1 protein-coding gene is annotated in these 375 nt (G+C 74.9%); it reads left to right on the forward strand.

Annotated elements, in window-relative coordinates:
- Window positions 1-375: phosphopantetheine-binding protein (locus QJS33_RS31295; protein WP_306371680.1), on the forward strand; the 375-nt coding region annotated here is incomplete at both ends.

Here is a 375-nt window from a genome sequence, read left to right on the forward strand (position 1 = left end):
CACCTGGGTGCGCACCCCTCCGTCGGCCGCGGCATGGTGATGGTCCGGGAGGACCGCCCCGGCGACCGGAGGCTGGTCGCCTACACGGTCCCGGCCGCGGGCGCGGCGATCGACCCGGCCGCCCTGCGTTCCGCCCTGGGGTCGGTGCTGCCCGACTACATGGTGCCGTCGGCGGTGGTGGCCATGGACGCGCTGCCGCTGAACGCCAACGGCAAGGTGGACCGGCGGGCGCTGCCCGCCCCCGAGTCCGCCTCGGGTACGGGCCGCGCCCCGCGGGACGCCCGTGAGGAGATCCTGTGCGGGTTGTTCGCCGAGGTGCTGGGTCTGGAGTCGGTGACGATCGACGACTCGTTCTTCGACCTGGGCGGGCACTCC

It is taken from the genome of Nocardiopsis sp. CC223A, from assembly GCF_030766825.1.
Classification (GTDB): domain Bacteria; phylum Actinomycetota; class Actinomycetes; order Streptosporangiales; family Streptosporangiaceae; genus Nocardiopsis.